This window comes from Malaciobacter marinus (assembly GCF_003544855.1).
GTDB classification, from domain to species: domain Bacteria; phylum Campylobacterota; class Campylobacteria; order Campylobacterales; family Arcobacteraceae; genus Malaciobacter; species Malaciobacter marinus.
In genome coordinates, this window is record NZ_CP032101.1 from 39,248 (window position 1) to 55,950 (window position 16,703).

Genomic DNA, 16,703 nt, shown 5'->3' on the forward strand with positions numbered 1-16,703 from the left:
TTCCTATGTGTACAGTAAGTCTTTGTTATTTTATCAAAAGTTTGTTTATATTTTAGGTTTTATAAGTAGTTTTATTAATTTAAGATAATTAAAAAGGGATATATTACCCCTTTTTATTATGCTAATGAATTTAATTTGTCAGAAAGTGCTTGTTTAGAAGAAGCACCAACCATTTGATCTACAATTTCACCATCTTTCATAAAGATAATTGTAGGAATAGATCTGATTCCATATTTAACTGCTAAGTCTTGTTGCTCATCAGTGTTTACTTTACAAATGTTTGCTTTTCCATCAAACTCTTCACCTAACTCTTCAATTACTGGTGCTAGCATTCTACAAGGTCCACACCATGGTGCCCAGAAATCTACTAATGATACACCATTTGCTACTGTGCTCTCAAAATTCTCTTGTGTTAATTCAATATATTTTCCCATATTTTTTTCCTTATTATTTTGTATTTGTCAATTTGGCGAAATTTTATCTGTTTAGATACTATTTGTCAAGTATGCACTTTTTAGTTTTATAATAACCTTTAAGTAACTATTAAAATTAATCTTTGTAAACTTATAAAAACTATAAAGGCTTTTTATGGAATCTAACAACAAAAAATACAACTGTTTTTTTCAATTAGCAACTGATATTATTGGTGGAAAATGGAAAGGTATGGTTCTTTGGGCTTTAAAAAAAGATGTTAAGAGAAATGGAGAATTAAAAAGATTAATTCCAAATATTTCTCAAAAAATGTTAACACAACAATTAAGAGAATTAGAAGAAGTAGGAATTGTACAAAGGATTGTTTATCCTCAAGTACCTCCTAAGGTTGAGTATAAGTTAACAAAAGCTGGTGAGAAATTGATTCCTATTTTATATGATTTACATGATTGGGGTAAAGAGTATGCTGTTGATAATGAGATAGGATTAAGATTTGATGAAGATGCAAATTGTGTAATAGATTAAACTTTTAAGTTTAATCTATTTTTACTAGATATCTTCCAGTAGCTTTTGATGTTAATATTTTCTCATATGCATCTTTAATTTCATCTAGAGTAATTTGGCTTGTAAGTTTTTCTAAATTAGAATTTTTATACTCTTTTGCTATCTTTTCCCAGATTTTTTCTTTTTTCTCTAAGGGTATTTCAACTGAATCAATTCCTATAAGTCTTACTCCTCTTAATATAAAAGGAAATACATTTGTATTTAACTCATGTGATGAAGTTAATCCACAACAAGTTGCAACTCCACTATGTTTTATTTGTTTTAGTGCATGGGCTAAATATTCCCCTCCTACTGTATCAACTACTGCATCATAAACTTCACTTAACATTGGTTTTTTATTTGAAATATCAAAATCTTCTCTTAATATTACTTCATTAGCTCCTAAAGATTTTAAATACTCTATTTTATCTTTTTTACCTGTGATAGTAACTACTTCATATCCAAGTTTTGCTAATATCGTCACTGCAATACTTCCCACTCCACCTGTTGCACCTGTAACTAATACTTTACCACTAGTTATTGAATTTTCTTGAAGTTCATTAATGCTAAGTGCTGCTGTTAATCCAGCAGTACCAAATGTCATTATCTCTTTTTCATCAAGACCTTTAGGAATTTTAATAAGCCATGAAGCTGGTATTTTTACATATTCTTGATGTCCTCCATCTGTATTCATACCTAAATCATATCCAGTGGCAACTACTTTATCACCTTTTTTAAAATTTGAATTATTTGATTCTACAACTTCACCTGATACATCTATACCTGTTATATGAGGAAAAACTTTTGTAACTCCTTTATTTCCAATAGAACTTAATGCATCTTTGAAGTTTAAAGAAGAGTATAATGCTTTTACTAATACTTCATCTTTTTCTATTTTGGGAATATCAATATCTTTTATAGAACTAATAAACTTTTTATCCTCTATTTTTTCTACTACAAATGCTCTCATTAGTTTTCCTTTTTCTTAATAGTTTAAAAAAGTTTAGCTAAAATAAATAAGAAGCACAAGAGCTTACACAAAAGATATATAGTTTCAAAAAAGATACTAATGAGGTTTTATGAATAAAGATATTGATCTAATAATAGATAAAGAAAATGAAAAATGTCCAGTTGAAACAGCTTTGGATGTGATTGATGGAAAATGGAAAATTTTAATACTTTGGTATTTAAGAAGAGATACAAAAAGATTTAATGAATTGCAAAAACAAATGCCAAAGATTACACAAAAAATGTTATCACAAAAATTAAAAGAATTAGAATTAGATGGAATAATTAATAGAGTTGTTTATCCAGAAGTACCTCCAAAAGTTGAGTACTCTTTAAGTGATTATGGAAAGAGTTTAAAACCAATTTTAAAGCAGTTGTATTTTTGGGGAGAAAAGCATAAAAAGAATAAAGAGATATAAAATAAACTCTTTATTCTTTCTTTATTAAGCTTCTTTATTAAAGTTTTTATCTAGTGCTGTTCTAATTCTTAAGTTTACTTCATTATATCCAAGTATAGCCATGATATCATAAACAGAAGGAGCTTGTGTTCCACCTGTAAGTGCTATTCTAATTGGTTGGAATAATTGTGGAAATTTTAGTTCAAACTCTTTTATAAAAGGTTTAGTAATATCTTCGTAATCACAAGCTAAATGCAATGATTCTTGTTTCTCTTCTAAAGTTTTTAAGTATGCATCCATAAATTTTGAAGTATCTTCTTTTATAAATTTTCTTACACCTTTTTCTTCATATTGAGTTGGTCTATTTATTATAATATTTATTGCATTTTTTAATTCTATTAATGTTTGGGCTCTCTCTTTTGATAAGTCTAATATCATCTCTTTTTTATCATGTCCTTGTAAGTGACAATCAAAAAATTCTAACTCTTTTGCTAATCTATCATTTGATACATTTTTGATGTAGTGTGAATTTAACCATAAAAGTTTCTCTTGATTATATGATGATGCAGACTTATTTATATTTGAAGGATCAAAAAGCTCAAGCATCTCTTCCATTGAAAATATTTCTTGATCTTTATTTGACCATCCAAGTCTTACTAAAAAGTTTAGTAGTGCTTCTGGTAAATATCCTTGTCTTTTATATTCCATTACATCCAAGGCACCATCTCTTTTAGAAAGTTTTTTCCCTTGAGGATTATTTATCATAGGAACATGGAAAAATTTTGGAATATCAAAACCTAAAGCTTCATATATAATAATCTGTTTTGCTGTATTTGTTAAATGGTCATCCCCTCTAATTACATCAGTCATACCCATTAGTGCATCATCAATTGCAACAACAAAGTTATAAGTTGGATTACCATTACTTCTTGCAATAATAAAATCATCTACTTCATTGCAGTTTATATTCATGATTGACTTTACACCATCAACAAAAGTGATTTTTCCCTCAAGTGGAGCTTTGATTCTTACTACTGGCTCAATGCCACTTGGAGGTGTTCCTGTAAAGTCTCTGTATCTTCCATCATATCTTGGAGTTTGTTTATTAGCCATTTGCTCTTCTCTTAAAGCTTCAAGCTCATCTTTACTCATATAACAATAATAAGCTTTTCCTTCATCTAAAAGCTGTTGAATATATTTTTTATAAATATCCATTCTTTTTGATTGATACTCTACTTCTCCATCATAACTTAATCCAACCCACTTAAAAGCTTCAAGTATTGCTTCCATAGCTTCGTCATTATTTCTTTGTGTATCTGTATCTTCTATTCGTAATCTAAATTCACCATTTGTTTTTCTTGCCCATAAATAATTATATAAAGCTGTTCTTAATCCACCAATATGTAGATATCCTGTTGGGCTTGGTGCAAATCTTGTAATTGCCATTATTTTCCATCCTTATTTTTATAACTTCTAAAAAATCCAATTGCTGAGACTATTGCAACTATACATATAAATACTATCATTACAATATCAAGAATTTCCATTTGATTCCTTTTCTTTTAACTGCCCACATGCTGCTGAGATATCAAGACCTTTTGATTCTCTAATAGTACAAAGCAATCCTTTATTTATTAAATATTCTTGAAATTTTACCATATCTTTACTTTCTGGTCTTTGATATGGTGTGCCAGGATATGGATTAAAGTAGATTAAATTTACTTTTGCTTTGATACCATTTAATAGTTTCAATAATTTATCAGCAGATTTTATATCATCATTTTTATCTTTAATTACAAGATATTCAAACATAACTTTTTTTCTTGTATCAACTGGAAAATTTCTCACAGCGTTAATAATACTTTCAATATTATATGCTTTGTTCATTGGGATTAGTTCACTTCTTAATTTGTCATCAACTGCATGTAAAGAAATTGCTAGTTGAATTCCTAAATCCTCTTTTCCTAGTTTTTCTATTTTACTACTGATTCCAGAAGTAGAAACTGTTTGTCTTCTTCTGCTTATTGCAAGTCCATCAAGTTCACTAAAAACTTTAACTGCTTTTACAAAATTCTTATAATTATCAAGTGGTTCACCCATTCCCATATAAACAATATTAAGTGATTTATTTTCAGCTATATTGTTATCTCTTTTGATATTTACAATTTGTGCTATATATTCGCCAACTGTTAAATTCCTTACAAAACCACCTTTTGCTGTTAGGCAGAATGTACACCCTACTTTGCATCCAACTTGTGAAGAAATACAAACAGTATATTTCTCACTTCTTTCTATTTTTCCATCTTCACTAATTTTTTTCTTTTTCATCAAAAGTAGAACAGCTTCAACTGTTAATCCATCATGTAGTTGAAAAAGATATTTTATACTTCCATCTAAACTTTGCTCTTTTTTAACTATTTTCATAATATCCAAAGCATAATTTTCTTTTAATTGTTCTTTTAAATCATTTGGAATATTTTTCATTTCATCATACGATGATGCATATTTTTTATATATCCAGTTATAAACTTGTTTTGCTCTAAACGAAGGTTTCAACTCTTCTTTTAACTCGTCTAATGTAAAGTCATATATTGATTGCATTATTACCTTTCATTACATCTATTCTTAGGTTTAATTATACTCTTTTTCTACTCTATTTCTGCTTTTAATAAGATAAATTGTTTAGGCTAATATTTTATCTATATGTTAAGAAACTTAATAAGTGTTTCACGTGAAACACTGAAATGAAACCCTATTTTTGTCTTTAATAAAGTATTGATATAAAACTATAAAGTTAAATAAAGATTGTTAAATAAGTACTAAGTAATAGTACTAGTATGATAAAGTCTAAATAAATATGATTATATAAAAAATAAATTATTGTATAATTGTATGATTATTTTAGTTTATTATTATTTATATATTTTATACTAATTAGAAAAATATGTTTCACGTGAAACATCGTAATGAAATGCAAATAGTTTTGCATTTTTAGATGTTGAAAGCGTAATGGTCTGCAAGCATGCAGCCATGAAGCTAGGGAAATAAGTAATAAAATGCAAATAGTTTTAAAAAATTGAAGATAATTGTAGTTATTTTAACTACAATTACTTAATAATATTTTTCTCTAGTAGTGAATTAGTCAATTTAGACATAGCTTCTTTATGATTTTTTAGAAAATCTTCATGTGCAGTTTCATTTGTATAATTTGTAACGACAAATATTCCACCAACTGGAATCTCAAACTCTTTTGCAACTTGTAAAACTGCAAAAAATTCCATATTTTCAACTCCAATACCATAGGCATTGAACTTCTTACTTAAAGAAAAATTTGAAGAAATATAGTTGGAGCTATTTACAATTGTATCATTTTTTACAAACTTATTTTCTGATTCTAATACATTATCTAATGGAGTATATGAATTATTCTGCAAAAAAGACAATTCAATATTTGCTGCTCTTTTTGACTCTATAATATCAAAAATATTATGTTCTCCATATGAACCTGCACTTCCAACAAAAAGTATAAAATCTGGTTTATCAAAAAGGCATTTTCTTGTAAGATTAATTGATGTCTCAATTAATCCTACACCCATAGGTTCAGCAAACTTAAAAGTTTCATTTCTACCAGCACAAATTATCATTTGCACTCCAATTTGTAGTTAACATTCATTTTTATATTTTTTGTTGTTTGTTGTGGTACAGAAATTGAAGCATTTGATGATGATTTTGCACTATACATAACTTCACTTCCTCTGTAATAAGAATTTTGTAAAGAGTGTATATTTATATTTTTAATTTCACACTTCTTTTTTAAATCATTTGATAAGTTTTTTGCATATTTTTCTATCCAAGTTATTGATTCATATCTTAAAAGATCAATAGCGATATTTGCTGAAGTATCTTTAACCTTCCATGATAAGTTTGAAACAATAATAGAAGTATCTCTATGATTTTTTAAATCAATTAATCCATTAATAAACCTACTGATTTTTTTTGGGTCATTTGATTCAATACCATATTTTATCTCTCCAATATAACCATCTATATGTGGAGTATTACTTTTGTATTTATATCTAGGTCTTATATTAAAAGTACCAAGTTTTTTTTCTACATAATTCATATCTTTAATATAATTATCAAACTTTTCAAGCTTTGAAGAGACATTTTTCTCACTATCTAATTCAACAACTAATTTAATATCTGAATTTAAAATATCAGGTGTTAATTTTTTTGTAAAAGTTTTTGAAAAATCAATTTCATATGATAAAAGTGATAACGGAAGTACAGAAGATAATACTGCACATTTTAAAATTTTATTCATTTTATATCCTTACGGGAATGTTATTTTCTTTTAAGTAGTGTTTTAAATCCATTATATCTATCTCTTTATAATGAAATATAGAAGCAGCTAATGCTGCACTAGCACCACAATTAAATGCATCTTTAATATGCTCCATTGTTCCAGCTCCACCACTTGCTATAACTGGAATATCAACTAAAGAAGAGATTTTTTTTGTAATATTAAGTTCAAATCCAGTTTTAGCTCCATCTGTATCCATAGAGGTTAGAAGTATTTCTCCTGCACCTCTATTATAAACTTCTTTTGCCCATTCAACTGCATCAAGTCCTGTATCCTCTCTTCCCCCTTTTACAAAAACATGGTATGTCCCATCTTGAACTTTTTTAACATCTATTGCAACAACAATACATTGTGTACCAAATCTTTTTGCACTTTCATTTATAAAATTAGGATTGTTAACTGCTGATGAATTAATTGATACTTTATCACAACCTACATTTAGTAGTTTATATATATCTTCAAGTTTTCTAATACCTCCACCAACTGTTAAAGGAATAAAAACTTCTTTTGCTACACCTTTTACAATATCCACAATAGTATCTCTATTTTCATGGCTTGCAGTTATGTCAAGGAAAGTTATTTCATCTGCACCTTCATTATTATATCGTTTTGCAACTTCTACGGGATCACCAGCATCTTTCAATCCAACAAAATTTACCCCTTTCACTACTCTTCCATCTTTTACATCTAAACAAGGTATAATTCTTTTTGCAAAGTTACTCAATATTTTTTCCTTAATTTTAATATTGAAAAATATTATCTAATTGTAAGTTAAAATTAGATATAATATCTGCTTATGGAAAATATTAAAGCTAAAAAAAAATACGGACAAAACTTTTTAATCGATAATGCTGTTTTAAATGGAATCATCCAAGCGATGCCCAACAATGAAAACTATCTTGTTGAGATTGGGCCTGGCTTAGGTGATTTGACAGAAAAATTAGTCAAGTACAAAGATATGACTGCTTATGAAGTAGACACTGATTTAGTTAGTGTTTTAAGGTCTAAATTTAAAGACGAAATAGATAGTAACAAACTTGAATTAATACATACAGATGTATTAAGAACTTGGGAGAGCCAAAAGACGTTACATGAGGGTAAATATGATTTAATAGCAAATTTACCCTACTATATCGCAACAAACATTATATTAAGAGCGTTAGAAGATGCTAATTGTGAGCATATAATAGTAATGATACAAAAAGAAGTAGCAGTAAAATTTACTGCAAAAGTAAATGATAAAGAGTACTCTTCTTTGGGTATTATTTCTCAATTATTAACAAGCGATTCAAAGATACTTTTTGATGTATCTCCAGAATCATTCAACCCTGCTCCAAAGGTTGTTTCTTCTATTTTGTATTTGAGAAAAAACATGACAAATTCTTTAAGTGGTGATTTTAAAAAGTTTTTAAAAGCCTGTTTTTCACAGCCAAGAAAAAAACTTTCAAAAAATCTATCCTCTATTTTAGAAAAGTCAGAAATTTCTCAGATTTTCAATGAACTTGATATAAATGACAATAAAAGACCTCATGAAGTTAGCGCATCTTTGTATAGCCAAATGTATACAAAGGTTAAAAATGGAAGAGAAAAAAGTTCAAGAGGATAAGGCCGAACAGCAAAATCCTAAACAACAAAAGAGTTCAACGAATACAAGGCCAAGAAGTAATAATAAACCTACTTCAACAACTACAAATAATACAGAAAAAACAAGTACTTCTACAGAAGATAACAAAAAGAATATAAACAATAACAATCAAAGAAAAAGAAAACCAAGACCAAAATTCCAAAAAGGTGATGGTTGGATAAGTGATCTTAAAAAAGCACACTTAATTAATGAAAAGATTCATAGAGATAGATTAAATCCACACTATAAATTAAATTTAAATACAAATGCCAAAGTAAGAATCACTCCACTTGGTGGATTAGGTGAAATTGGTGGAAATATGATGGTAATTGAAACTGAAAACTGTGCAATTATTGTTGATGTTGGTATGAGTTTCCCTGATGATGATATGCACGGAGTTGATATTTTAATTCCAGATTTTACTTATATTAGAGAAATAAAAAATAAAATCGCAGGAATAGTAATTACTCATGGTCATGAAGATCATATTGGTGCAATGCCATATTTATTTAAAGAGATGCAGTTTCCTGTTTATGGAACATCATTACCATTAGAGATGATTGGTTCAAAATTTGATGAACATAAAATGAGAGAACATAGAAAATTCTTTAGAGCTATACAAAAAAGAACTCCTATAAAAATCGGTGAGTTTGAAGTTGAATGGATGCATATTACTCACTCTATTATTGATTCATCATCAATTGCTGTAAAAACAGAAGCTGGAACTATTATTCATACAGGTGATTTTAAAATTGACCATACACCAATTGATGGATATCCAACTGACTTACATAGATTAGCACATTATGGAGAGCAAGGAGTTTTACTTCTTACTAGTGATTCAACAAATTCACACTCTCCTGGTTTTACAAAATCTGAAAAAACAGTTGGCCCTACTTTTGATAAAATTTTTGCAACTGCAAAAGGTAGAGTTATTATGTCAACATTTTCATCAAATGTTCATAGAATATCTCAAGCAATTGATAGAGGAATTAAACATAACAGAAAGATTTGTATTATTGGAAGATCAATGGAGAAAAATCTTGATTTAGCAATGACATTAGGTTATATAAAATTTCCTAAAGAAGCTTTTATTGATCCACATGAAGTAAATAAATACAATGATAATGAAGTTCTTATTGTTACAACAGGAAGTCAAGGTGAACCAATGAGTGCATTGTATAGAATGTCTATTCATGAACACAGACATATTAAAATAAAACCTACAGATCAAGTTATTTTATCAGCAAAAGCTATTCCTGGGAATGAAGCTAGTGTATCAGGTATTATGAATCATTTATTAAAAGCTGGAGCTAAAGTTGCGTATAAAGATTTTAGTGATATTCATGTTTCTGGTCATGCAGCACAAGAAGAACAAAAACTTATGTTAAGACTTATTAAACCAAAATTCTTTATGCCTGTACATGGTGAATATAATCATGCATTAAAACATGGTGAAACGGGTGTAGACTGTGGAGTTTTAGAAAGAAACTTATATATTATGAGTGATGGAGAACAAGTTGAAGTTACTCCAAAATATCTTAAAAAAGTTAAAACTGTAAAAACTGGTAAAGTATATATTGATAATCAATTAAATAATAAAATTGCAGATGATATTGTGATTGACAGACAAACAATGGCAAATGAAGGTGTTGTTATGATTGTTGCACAAGTAAATGAAGATGATAGAACATTAGCTCAAAAACCAAGAGTTACATCATTTGGATTAGTTCCAAATAAACAAGATAGATTTTTTGCAAAAGAGATTGAAGATATTTTATTAATTGCTCTTAAAAATGCAAAACCTGGAATATTTAAAAATAACAAAATTTTAGAAGATGAAATTAGAAAAGTAGTAAGAAAACATTGTTTTAGAAAATATAAAAAATATCCAATGATTGTACCTACATTAATCGTTCAGTAAGGATAAGAAATGAATTATAAAGAGCTTGCAAAAGAAGTATTATTAACAGAAGCAAAAGAGTTAGAATTAGCTGCAAAAAACCTTGATTTTGATTTTGAAAAATTAGTTGATTTGATTGTTAATTCAAAAGGAAAGTTAATAGTAACAGGTGTAGGTAAATCTGGATTAGTGGGAACTAAAATAGCTGCAACATTAGCTAGTACTGGAACTAGTTCATTTTTCTTGCATCCAACAGAAGCAATGCATGGCGATTTAGGAATGATAGGAAAAGATGATATTGTTTTAGGGATTTCATATAGTGGAGAGAGTGAAGAATTAATTCAAATTCTTCCCCATTTAAAAAGATTTGATATTCCTTTAATAGCAATGGCAAAAAACAAAAATTCAACGCTTGGAAAATATGCAGATTTCTTTTTAAATATAAATGTTACTAAAGAAGCCTGTCCCTTAGATACAGCCCCAACCTCTTCTACTACTTTAACAATGGCAATGGGAGATGTTTTGGCAGTTTGTCTTATGAAAAAAAGAGAGTTTAAAAAAGAAGACTTTGCTTCATTTCATCCTGGCGGAAGTTTAGGAAAAAAACTTTTTATAAAAGTTGATGACTTATTAAGAAAAGAGAATTTACCTGTAGTTTCACGTGAAACAAAATTAAAAGATGCAATTGTAACTATGAGTGAGGGAAGAATTGGAAGTGTAATTATAGTTGATGAAAATGAAAAAGTAATAGCACTTCTAAGTGATGGAGATTTAAGAAGAGCTCTTATGAATAAAGATTTCTCAATTGATTGTGCAATAGAAAAAGTTGCAACAATGAACCCAAAAGTTATAAATGATAAAAACATTTTAGCAAGTGATGCTTTACAAATAATAGAAGATTATAAGATACAACTTCTAATAGTAGTTGATGATAAAGAGAAACTAGTTGGAGTTTTACATATTCATGATTTAATTGAAGCAGGTATAAAATAAGGAAAACCATGGCTAATGAAAAAAATATCACAAAACAGAGAGAAGATTTAGTAAGATTAAATAAATTTCTTTCTCATAATAGTACATACTCAAGAAGAGAAGCAGACAAAATCATTGAAGAAGGAAGAGTATCAATTGATGGAAAAGTTGTAACAAACCTAGCAACTAAAGTATCAGAAGATGATCTTGTTAAGATTGACAAAAAAGTGATTAAAGCTGATAAAAATAGAATGTATACAGTTATAGTTTATAATAAACCAAAAGGTGAACTAGTAACAAAAAGTGATCCTCAAGGAAGAAAAACTATTTATGATACATTAGGTAAAAAATATAAACACTTCTTACCAATTGGAAGATTAGATTATGCTAGTGAGGGTGTAATTTTACTTTCTGATAGTGTAGATGTAGTAAATAAATTAATGCATTCAAATTTAGAAAGAATATATAAACTTAAAGTTGATGGTGAAGTTGACCACAAAGTAGAAAAAGCTATGCTAGATGGCTTAGAATTAGATGATGCTAGTGAGGGTGCCCATGAAAAATCAAAGATAAAATCTATGACTTTTGCACCCTTTGTTGCATATCAAGTTCTTTCTGCAAATAACAACTTTTCAAAACTAAAAGTTGTTATTAGTGAGGGTAAAAACAGAGAATTGAGAAGATTTTTTGGACACTTTGGACTAAATGTAATGGATTTAAAAAGATTAGAGTTTGGTGGAATTTCATTAAATAACTTGCCAACAGGAAAAAGCAGATACTTAAATAAAGAAGAGTATAGAAATCTAAGAAAATATTTAAATAGTGATGATGATTGATTTATCAAACCAACTAAGACCAACAAGTTTAGAAAACTTTGTTGGTCAATCTCACATTATAGGTAAGGACAAAGCTTTATATAAGCTTTTGATAAAAAAAGAGATACCACATCTATTTTTTTATGGGAAGCCAGGAACTGGAAAAACTACTCTTGCAAAAATAATTGCTAAACACATTAATAGTGACTACTACTATTTTAACGCCACTACTATAAAAATAGATGAATTAAGAAAAGTTTTTGACAAATATAAAAATTCATTAATTAAACCCATTGTATTTATAGATGAAGTACATAGATTATCAAAAAATCAACAAGAGGTGTTATTACCAATAATGGAGAGTTATCAAGCCATAATTATTGGTGCAAGTACAGAAAATCCGTTTTTCACCCTAACCTCTGCTATTCGTTCTAGATCATTTTTATATGAGTTTAAACCATTAACAAATACTGAATTAGATGGAATAATTCAAACAGCATTAAATAATAGTAATATAACGTTAAGTAAAGAGGCTAGAGAGTACCTAATTGCTTCAAGTAGTGGAGATGCAAGGGCGATGCTTAATTTGCTTAATTTTGCTTCTAAAATAGAGAATAATATTAGCTTTGAAACTTTAAAAGAGTTACGATCAAATGTAATTGGTGATGGAGTTAGTTCAAGTAATAGTCACTATGATCTTGCAAGTGCAATGATAAAATCTCTAAGAGGTTCAGATGTAGATGCAGCACTATACTATTTAGGAAGATTAATAAATGGTGGTGAAAGCGTCGATTTTATAACTAGAAGAATGGTTATTTTTGCAAGTGAAGATATAGGAAATGCAAATCCAAATGCTTTAAATCTTGCAGTAAGTACAATGCATGCTTGTAATAAAATAGGATATCCTGAAGCTAGAATAATATTAGGACAATGCGCTGTTTATTTAGCATCATGTCCAAAATCAAATAGTGCTTATAATGCTATTAATAAAGCATTGGCTGATATAAAAGATGGTAGAATTTTAGAAATACCAAAACACATTGACTCTTTTCATAAAGGATATAAATATCCCCATGATTTTGGAGGATGGGTAAATCAAGAGTATTTAAATGAGCCAGTAAGTTATTATAATTCAAGTAAGATTGGATATGAAAAAACTTTAAACGAATGGTTAAAAAAAATAAAAGGAATAGAGTAATGGACCTAATGCAATACTATTTATGGATAGTAATATTTCATATTATGGCTATGATGTCATGGATGGCAATGCTTTTTTACCAGCCAAGATTATATGTATATCATACAGAACACAAAAATAAACCGGATTTTGTAGAAGTTGTAAAAATGCAAGAGTATAAAATGTATAAGTATATTGGTCTTCCTGCTATGTGGGCAACAGTAATAAGTGGTTTACTTATGATTTATTTAAGACCTGAAATGCTTAATTTAAGTGACCCATGGCTTTTTGCAAAACTATTTTTTGCTGGGCTTTTAGTAGCTTACTCTTTTTCAATGGAATATTTTAGAAAAAGATTAGAAAAAGGAATATATCCAAAAAGTGGGAATTTTTTTAGAGCATATAATGAAGTTCCAACAGTACTTTCTATTTTAATAGTAGGATATGTAGTTGTAAAAACTTTCTCATTATTATTTACTTTTATTACCCTACTTTTTGGTGCTTTTATTATCTATAAAGTATTAAGACAAAAACCAAAAGATGAAGCATGATGTTTGAGAAAGTTTATACATTAGATACAAATATATTACTTGAAGATGCAAAAAATATTTTCAATCTAAGTGATGAAAATAAAAATCTAATAGTTCTACCTGAAACAGTTTTAGATGAGATTGATTCTAAAAAAACAGGCTTTGATGAGATTAACTTTCAAGCAAGAGAGTTTGCAAGAATTTTAGAAAATTCACAAATTATCCAAAGTAAAAAAGTAGCAGATTTTAAAATTGTTACAATTAAAGTTTTTGATATATTTGAAGCAACAATTGATGTTATTTCAAAAGAAGAGTACTTAATTAATATAAAAAATGTTGCACCAAATATCATAAATGATAGAAAAATCCTTGAAGTTGCTAAGTTTGTTGAAGGTCATTATAAATGTGAGTCTAATTTTTTATCTTTAGATATTATGGCAAGAACAAGAGCAGTCTCTATGGATATCAAAACTGACTCTTTGCTTGGAACTAGTGAAAAAGAGTTTAATTATGAATTTATAAAAACTATTACAATACAATTTGAACAGTTAGAAACAATCAATAACTCCTCTATTTTTGAATATGATGAAGAACATAAAGCTTATAATTTTGCTTATTGTTTTAAGGTGAAAGGTTCAGACCAAGTATTATTAGCTTGTGTTCAAAATAAAAAAATTATTGTACTTGATGAATCAGAGATAAGAAATCAAATAATTACACCTTTAAATAAAGAACAATTGTTTTTTTCAAATGCAATTTTAAAACATTTTTTTAATGTTTTAATAGTTGAAGCAAAAGCAGGAAGTGGTAAAACTTTGTTAGCATTAAGTGGTGCATTAAAGCTAGTTAGACAAAAATATTTTCAAAGAATAATATATATAAGAAACTCTATTGAATCACTAGATAAGGGTGAAGATATTGGTTATTTACCAGGTTTTGAAGAGAAATTTAAAATATATAACCACCCTTTAATGGATAGCTTAGATTATATTGTAAGAACTGAGCATAAAAAGAAGTCAAATAAAAAGAATTTTCAATATGATGAACTTGATGATGTAGAAGTAAATGCTCGAATAGAACAACTTATTCAAAATTATAACATTGAAACAATGTGGGTAGGTGAAATGAGAGGAAGAACACTATCAAATGCATTTGTTATAATTGATGAAGCACAAAATATGTCAAATAAAACTATGCAAATGGTGCTTTCAAGAGTTGATAATAGCTGCAAAGTTGTAATCTTAGGGAGTAATAAACAAATTGATAACTTTTATGTAAATAAGCATACAAATGCACTTACAACTCTTTTAAAATCTACTAAAAATGAAAACGATTTGGTAAAACCTTTTGCCATAAAATTAGAAAAAGTTCTACGAGGTCCAATTACTGAATGGGCTGAACAAATTTTTAGCTCTAAACACAAATAAATCATTTTAAATTAAATTTAGCAATATTTAGATACCTTTACATAATAAAATATGTAAAGGTGTACACAATGAAAATAGTATTTTTAGATAGAGCTACATTAGGTTTTGACATATCATTAGATGGGTTTAATAAGTTTGGGGAAGTAGTAATCTATGATACTACAAAACCAACTGAAACACTAACTAGAGTAAAAGATGCGGATATTGTTATTACAAATAAAGTTGTAATAAACAAAGAAATAATGGACAACTCAAATCTTAAATTAGTTTGTATTGCTGCAACTGGAATGAACAATGTTGACCTAGAATACGCTAAAGTTAAAGGAATTCAAGTTAAAAATGTTGCAGGATATTCAACTGATAGTGTAACACAATTAACATTTTCTTATGTATTTCATTTTATTCAACAGTTAAATTATTATACTTCATATGTAAATGAAGGAAATTGGGAAAAGTCAGATATCTTCACACATATAGACAAACCATTCTATGAATTAAAAGACAAAAATTGGGGAATAATAGGATTGGGAAATATTGGAGAAAATGTTGCAAAAATAGCAAAATCTTTTGCTTGTAATGTAAGTTATTATTCAACAAGTGGTAAGAATAATAATACAAACTATGAAAGTAAAAGTCTTGATAAATTACTTAAAGAATCAGATATAATTTCTATACATTGTCCTTTAAATGAAACAACTACTAATTTGCTTAATAAATCAAATTTAAATTTGATTAAAGATGGAGCAATACTTATGAATTTAGGTAGAGGTGGAATAATAAATGAAGATGATCTTGCAAATATAATTGATAGAAAAGAACTATATTGTGGGATTGATGTAGTATCAAAAGAACCAATTGAAGAAAATTCAGCCTTATTAAAAGTAGAAAATAAAAACAGATTAGCATTAACTCCTCATATTGGATGGGCATCAATTGAAGCTAGAAAAAGACTTGTTGATATGATAATTAATAACATATCAGAATATGTAAAATAATACATATTGTAATTTGTATTGGAGTATAAATGAATTATTTACAATATACATCTAAAGAGATGTTCTCTTCAACTGAGTTAATCAGAAAAAGTAAAATGATATTTGAAAAAATAAATAAACATGAAATTGAAAAGGCAATTATATTAAGAGATGGAAAGCCAAGTTTTATGTTATTAGATTTTGAAACCTATGAAAAGTTAATGCAAGAGTATATGCAGTTGAAAACTACAAGCAAAGAAAAAATTATGCCTAAAGTTGATAAAGAAGTAAAAAGTAATAGTGAAACTATAACTCCTTCTGAAACTAAAATTCATAAAATAACAAATAATCCTAAAACATCTATAGAAGAAATTGATGAAAATGAACTAAAAAAAGCATTTGAAGATATTGATAACATAAACTTTAGCAGTTCTTTGGATAATGATGCTCAAGAGGTACTTGATGAAGTTTATATTGAAGAGCGACCAATTGAGAAAAACGATGAATCACTAAAAGATTTTTGGGATTAAATAAAAA

At 27.8% G+C, this 16,703-nt stretch carries 18 protein-coding genes; 11 read left to right on the forward strand and 7 right to left on the reverse strand.

The features are described 5' to 3' along the window. Positions 1 to 116: 116 nt before the first annotated feature. Complete coding sequence (trxA, locus tag AMRN_RS00185) at positions 117 to 434, reverse strand: thioredoxin (RefSeq protein WP_099344892.1); 318 nt, start codon at positions 432 to 434, stop codon at positions 117 to 119. Positions 435 to 588: 154 nt separating this feature from the next. Between trxA and AMRN_RS00190 the strand changes: the two genes are divergently transcribed. Continuing rightward, the gene (locus AMRN_RS00190) at positions 589 to 957 is read left to right on the forward strand and encodes a winged helix-turn-helix transcriptional regulator (protein ID WP_079578088.1); all 369 of its coding nucleotides are present in this window, start codon (positions 589 to 591) and stop codon (positions 955 to 957) included. Between the two features lie 10 nt (positions 958 to 967). Here AMRN_RS00190 and AMRN_RS00195 read toward each other — a convergent pair whose 3' ends face one another. Beyond that, positions 968 to 1,945, reverse strand: coding sequence for a YhdH/YhfP family quinone oxidoreductase (locus AMRN_RS00195; protein WP_099311447.1), 978 nt, complete (start codon positions 1,943 to 1,945; stop codon positions 968 to 970). Between the two features lie 109 nt (positions 1,946 to 2,054). Here AMRN_RS00195 and AMRN_RS00200 point away from each other — a divergent pair, with 109 nt between their 5' ends. Further along, the gene (locus AMRN_RS00200) at positions 2,055 to 2,402 is read left to right on the forward strand and encodes a winged helix-turn-helix transcriptional regulator (RefSeq protein ID WP_099311446.1); all 348 of its coding nucleotides are present in this window, start codon (positions 2,055 to 2,057) and stop codon (positions 2,400 to 2,402) included. Between the two features lie 24 nt (positions 2,403 to 2,426). On the opposite strand, the gene gltX is transcribed toward AMRN_RS00200, so the two are convergent. From gltX to hisF, 5 genes are all read right to left on the reverse strand, one after another. Next, positions 2,427 to 3,827: a glutamate--tRNA ligase gene (gene gltX, locus AMRN_RS00205; RefSeq protein WP_099311445.1), complete on the reverse strand. Its 1,401-nt coding sequence runs from the start codon at positions 3,825 to 3,827 to the stop codon at positions 2,427 to 2,429. Between the two features lie 87 nt (positions 3,828 to 3,914). Then, a complete protein-coding gene (gene rlmN / locus AMRN_RS00210) occupies positions 3,915 to 4,982 on the reverse strand; it encodes a dual-specificity RNA methyltransferase RlmN (RefSeq protein ID WP_099311444.1) in 1,068 nt (355 codons plus the stop codon). A 506-nt stretch (positions 4,983 to 5,488) separates the two neighbouring features. Further along, positions 5,489 to 6,025, reverse strand: coding sequence for a phosphorylase family protein (locus AMRN_RS00215; protein WP_099311443.1), 537 nt, complete (start codon positions 6,023 to 6,025; stop codon positions 5,489 to 5,491). Next, on the reverse strand, positions 6,022 to 6,705 hold the full coding sequence (locus AMRN_RS00220) for an SIMPL domain-containing protein (protein WP_099311442.1): 684 nt from the start codon (positions 6,703 to 6,705) through the stop codon (positions 6,022 to 6,024). Before AMRN_RS00220 ends, AMRN_RS00215 begins: the two co-directional genes overlap by 4 nt. A 1-nt stretch (position 6,706) precedes the next feature. Further along, on the reverse strand, positions 6,707 to 7,468 hold the full coding sequence (gene hisF, locus AMRN_RS00225; RefSeq protein WP_099311441.1) for an imidazole glycerol phosphate synthase subunit HisF: 762 nt from the start codon (positions 7,466 to 7,468) through the stop codon (positions 6,707 to 6,709). A gap of 72 nt (positions 7,469 to 7,540) precedes the next feature. Between hisF and rsmA the strand changes: the two genes are divergently transcribed. From rsmA to AMRN_RS00270, 9 genes are all read left to right on the forward strand, one after another. Continuing rightward, a complete protein-coding gene (rsmA, locus tag AMRN_RS00230; RefSeq protein ID WP_099311440.1) occupies positions 7,541 to 8,350 on the forward strand; it encodes a 16S rRNA (adenine(1518)-N(6)/adenine(1519)-N(6))-dimethyltransferase RsmA in 810 nt (269 codons plus the stop codon). Next, a complete protein-coding gene (locus tag AMRN_RS00235) occupies positions 8,322 to 10,292 on the forward strand; it encodes a ribonuclease J (protein ID WP_228150836.1) in 1,971 nt (656 codons plus the stop codon). The genes rsmA and AMRN_RS00235 overlap by 29 nt, the downstream gene beginning before the upstream one ends. Positions 10,293 to 10,301: 9 nt before the next feature. Further along, positions 10,302 to 11,264: a KpsF/GutQ family sugar-phosphate isomerase gene (locus AMRN_RS00240; RefSeq protein WP_099311439.1), complete on the forward strand. Its 963-nt coding sequence runs from the start codon at positions 10,302 to 10,304 to the stop codon at positions 11,262 to 11,264. Between the two features lie 8 nt (positions 11,265 to 11,272). Then, a complete protein-coding gene (locus AMRN_RS00245) occupies positions 11,273 to 12,079 on the forward strand; it encodes a pseudouridine synthase (protein WP_099311438.1) in 807 nt (268 codons plus the stop codon). Further along, on the forward strand, positions 12,072 to 13,256 hold the full coding sequence (locus AMRN_RS00250; protein ID WP_099311450.1) for a replication-associated recombination protein A: 1,185 nt from the start codon (positions 12,072 to 12,074) through the stop codon (positions 13,254 to 13,256). The genes AMRN_RS00245 and AMRN_RS00250 overlap by 8 nt, the downstream gene beginning before the upstream one ends. Before the next feature lie 8 nt (positions 13,257 to 13,264). Further along, positions 13,265 to 13,786 (forward strand): protoporphyrinogen oxidase HemJ, encoded by a 522-nt coding sequence (gene hemJ, locus AMRN_RS00255; protein ID WP_191282187.1) that lies wholly within the window; start codon positions 13,265 to 13,267, stop codon positions 13,784 to 13,786. Beyond that, positions 13,783 to 15,192 carry a PhoH family protein gene (locus AMRN_RS00260; RefSeq protein ID WP_228150835.1) on the forward strand — a complete coding sequence of 470 codons (1,410 nt, stop codon included), beginning with the start codon at positions 13,783 to 13,785 and terminating at the stop codon, positions 15,190 to 15,192. Before hemJ ends, AMRN_RS00260 begins: the two co-directional genes overlap by 4 nt. Before the next feature lie 68 nt (positions 15,193 to 15,260). After that, positions 15,261 to 16,187 (forward strand): D-2-hydroxyacid dehydrogenase, encoded by a 927-nt coding sequence (locus AMRN_RS00265; RefSeq protein WP_099311436.1) that lies wholly within the window; start codon positions 15,261 to 15,263, stop codon positions 16,185 to 16,187. A 29-nt stretch (positions 16,188 to 16,216) separates the two neighbouring features. Then, complete coding sequence (locus tag AMRN_RS00270) at positions 16,217 to 16,696, forward strand: hypothetical protein (RefSeq protein ID WP_099311435.1); 480 nt, start codon at positions 16,217 to 16,219, stop codon at positions 16,694 to 16,696. The last annotated feature ends 7 nt before the right edge of the window (positions 16,697 to 16,703 follow it).

Coding starts and splice junctions, on each gene's coding strand:
- trxA (WP_099344892.1), bottom strand. CDS start 434: ATGGGAAAATATATTGAATTAACACAAGAGAATTTTGAGAGCACAGTA.
- AMRN_RS00190 (WP_079578088.1), top strand. CDS start 589: ATGGAATCTAACAACAAAAAATACAACTGTTTTTTTCAATTAGCAACT.
- AMRN_RS00195 (WP_099311447.1), bottom strand. CDS start 1,945: ATGAGAGCATTTGTAGTAGAAAAAATAGAGGATAAAAAGTTTATTAGT.
- AMRN_RS00200 (WP_099311446.1), top strand. CDS start 2,055: ATGAATAAAGATATTGATCTAATAATAGATAAAGAAAATGAAAAATGT.
- gltX (WP_099311445.1), bottom strand. CDS start 3,827: ATGGCAATTACAAGATTTGCACCAAGCCCAACAGGATATCTACATATT.
- rlmN (WP_099311444.1), bottom strand. CDS start 4,982: ATGCAATCAATATATGACTTTACATTAGACGAGTTAAAAGAAGAGTTG.
- AMRN_RS00215 (WP_099311443.1), bottom strand. CDS start 6,025: ATGATAATTTGTGCTGGTAGAAATGAAACTTTTAAGTTTGCTGAACCT.
- AMRN_RS00220 (WP_099311442.1), bottom strand. CDS start 6,705: ATGAATAAAATTTTAAAATGTGCAGTATTATCTTCTGTACTTCCGTTA.
- rsmA (WP_099311440.1), top strand. CDS start 7,541: ATGGAAAATATTAAAGCTAAAAAAAAATACGGACAAAACTTTTTAATC.
- AMRN_RS00235 (WP_228150836.1), top strand. CDS start 8,322: ATGGAAGAGAAAAAAGTTCAAGAGGATAAGGCCGAACAGCAAAATCCT.
- AMRN_RS00240 (WP_099311439.1), top strand. CDS start 10,302: ATGAATTATAAAGAGCTTGCAAAAGAAGTATTATTAACAGAAGCAAAA.
- AMRN_RS00245 (WP_099311438.1), top strand. CDS start 11,273: ATGGCTAATGAAAAAAATATCACAAAACAGAGAGAAGATTTAGTAAGA.
- AMRN_RS00250 (WP_099311450.1), top strand. CDS start 12,072: ATGATTGATTTATCAAACCAACTAAGACCAACAAGTTTAGAAAACTTT.
- hemJ (WP_191282187.1), top strand. CDS start 13,265: ATGCAATACTATTTATGGATAGTAATATTTCATATTATGGCTATGATG.
- AMRN_RS00260 (WP_228150835.1), top strand. CDS start 13,783: ATGATGTTTGAGAAAGTTTATACATTAGATACAAATATATTACTTGAA.
- AMRN_RS00265 (WP_099311436.1), top strand. CDS start 15,261: ATGAAAATAGTATTTTTAGATAGAGCTACATTAGGTTTTGACATATCA.
- AMRN_RS00270 (WP_099311435.1), top strand. CDS start 16,217: ATGAATTATTTACAATATACATCTAAAGAGATGTTCTCTTCAACTGAG.